The organism is Terriglobus sp. YAF25 (genome assembly GCF_052113305.1).
Taxonomy (GTDB): domain Bacteria; phylum Acidobacteriota; class Terriglobia; order Terriglobales; family Acidobacteriaceae; genus Terriglobus.
The window spans coordinates 1-1,353 of record NZ_JBFRCY010000965.1 but is presented as its reverse complement, the minus strand read 5'-3'; the positions used below and the strand labels follow the sequence as shown (position 1 = coordinate 1,353).

Below are 1,353 nucleotides of genomic sequence, written 5' to 3'. Positions count from 1 at the left end.
GCTGAGGACCGCCAAGGAAGTAAGACCTACCGTCATCTTGCAGGACCTCGTCATGCCGGGGGTGAATGGATTGGATCTGGTTCGTCAGTATCGTGCGGATCCGGCTACAAGCAGCATCCCGATCATCGTGCTTTCCAGCAAGGAAGAAGCCTCGGTTAAGAATGAGGCGTTTAAGGCAGGGGCAAACGATTACCTGGTCAAGTTGCCGCACGAGGTAGAACTGATCGCCCGCATCAACTATCACTCGAAATCGTACTTAAACCAGCTTCAGCGTGACGATGCATACCGTGCCCTGCGCGAAAGCCAGCGTCAGTTGCTGGAGATGAACTTCCAACTGCAGCGGCTAACGAACCTCGATGGCCTGACTGGCCTGAGCAATCGCAGACACTTCGATCAACACATGGAGGCGGAGTGGAAACGTGCGATACGGTCACAAACCTCCATCTCGATCCTGATGCTCGATGTCGACCACTTCAAGAGCTATAACGACACCAATGGGCATCTGGCGGGCGATGAGGTGCTGAAGACAATCGCGACCACGATCCAACAGACCTGCCTGCGTTCTTCGGGGACCGCGGCACGTTTCGGCGGCGAGGAGTTTGCCCTGGTCTTGACGGCGACGGATATGAGTGGAAGCGAGCGGGTAGGAGAACAACTGCGCCGCAATGTTGAAGCCCTCCAGATTCCTCACGGAGGATCGGAAACAAGCCCATTCGTCACCGTTAGTCTCGGTGGAGCCTCGACGATACCGCAGGAAGGGGAAGCGTTCCTGCGCCTTGTCGATGCCGCCGACAAGGCGCTCTATCGAGCAAAAGAGGCTGGACGGAACCGGCTTGTCTTCTCGGAACCAGAATAGGCCTTCCGAGCGGCCACCCTGCCAAAAAAACTGACAACACAGCGCGGCGAAATAAAGCTCACAGCCCAAGCGGGTACTAGACTAATCGCGTCAAGAAAGAGGCATCTTCTAAGGAGATGATTCGTGATCAGATCCGTTCTATTCCTCAGCCTGCTATTCCCTGGATTCCTCGCACCCAGCCTACTCGCACAGCAGCCCCGCGAGGCAAACGCCTGGAAGCAGGCACTCACCAAACGCCTACCCCTGCTCGGCCACCGCAACTGGATCCTCGTCGTCGACTCTGCCTACCCACTGCAGACCTCACCCGGCCTTGAAGTGATCGAGACCAACGCTGGCCAGATCGAGGTCACAAGAGCAGTCCTCGCTCAGATCAAAGACTCCATCCACGTCCGTCCAGTCATCTTCATGGACGCGGAGCTGCCCTTTCTCACCGAAGAAGACTCACGCGGAGCGAACGCCTACCGTCAGCAGATATCCGCAGCACTCCACGACTACAC

The 1,353-nt window shown here is 57.0% G+C and carries 2 protein-coding genes; both read left to right on the top strand.

All coding sequences use genetic code 11. The annotated features are described in order from the left end of the window. On the top strand, nt 1-856 hold an 856-nt coding region (locus tag AB4043_RS25635; protein ID WP_442308537.1), incomplete at its 5' end, for a diguanylate cyclase domain-containing protein. 123 nt (nt 857-979) lie between these two features. Beyond that, a partial coding sequence (locus AB4043_RS25630) for a hypothetical protein (RefSeq protein WP_442308536.1) occupies nt 980-1,353 on the top strand: 374 nt, incomplete at its 3' end.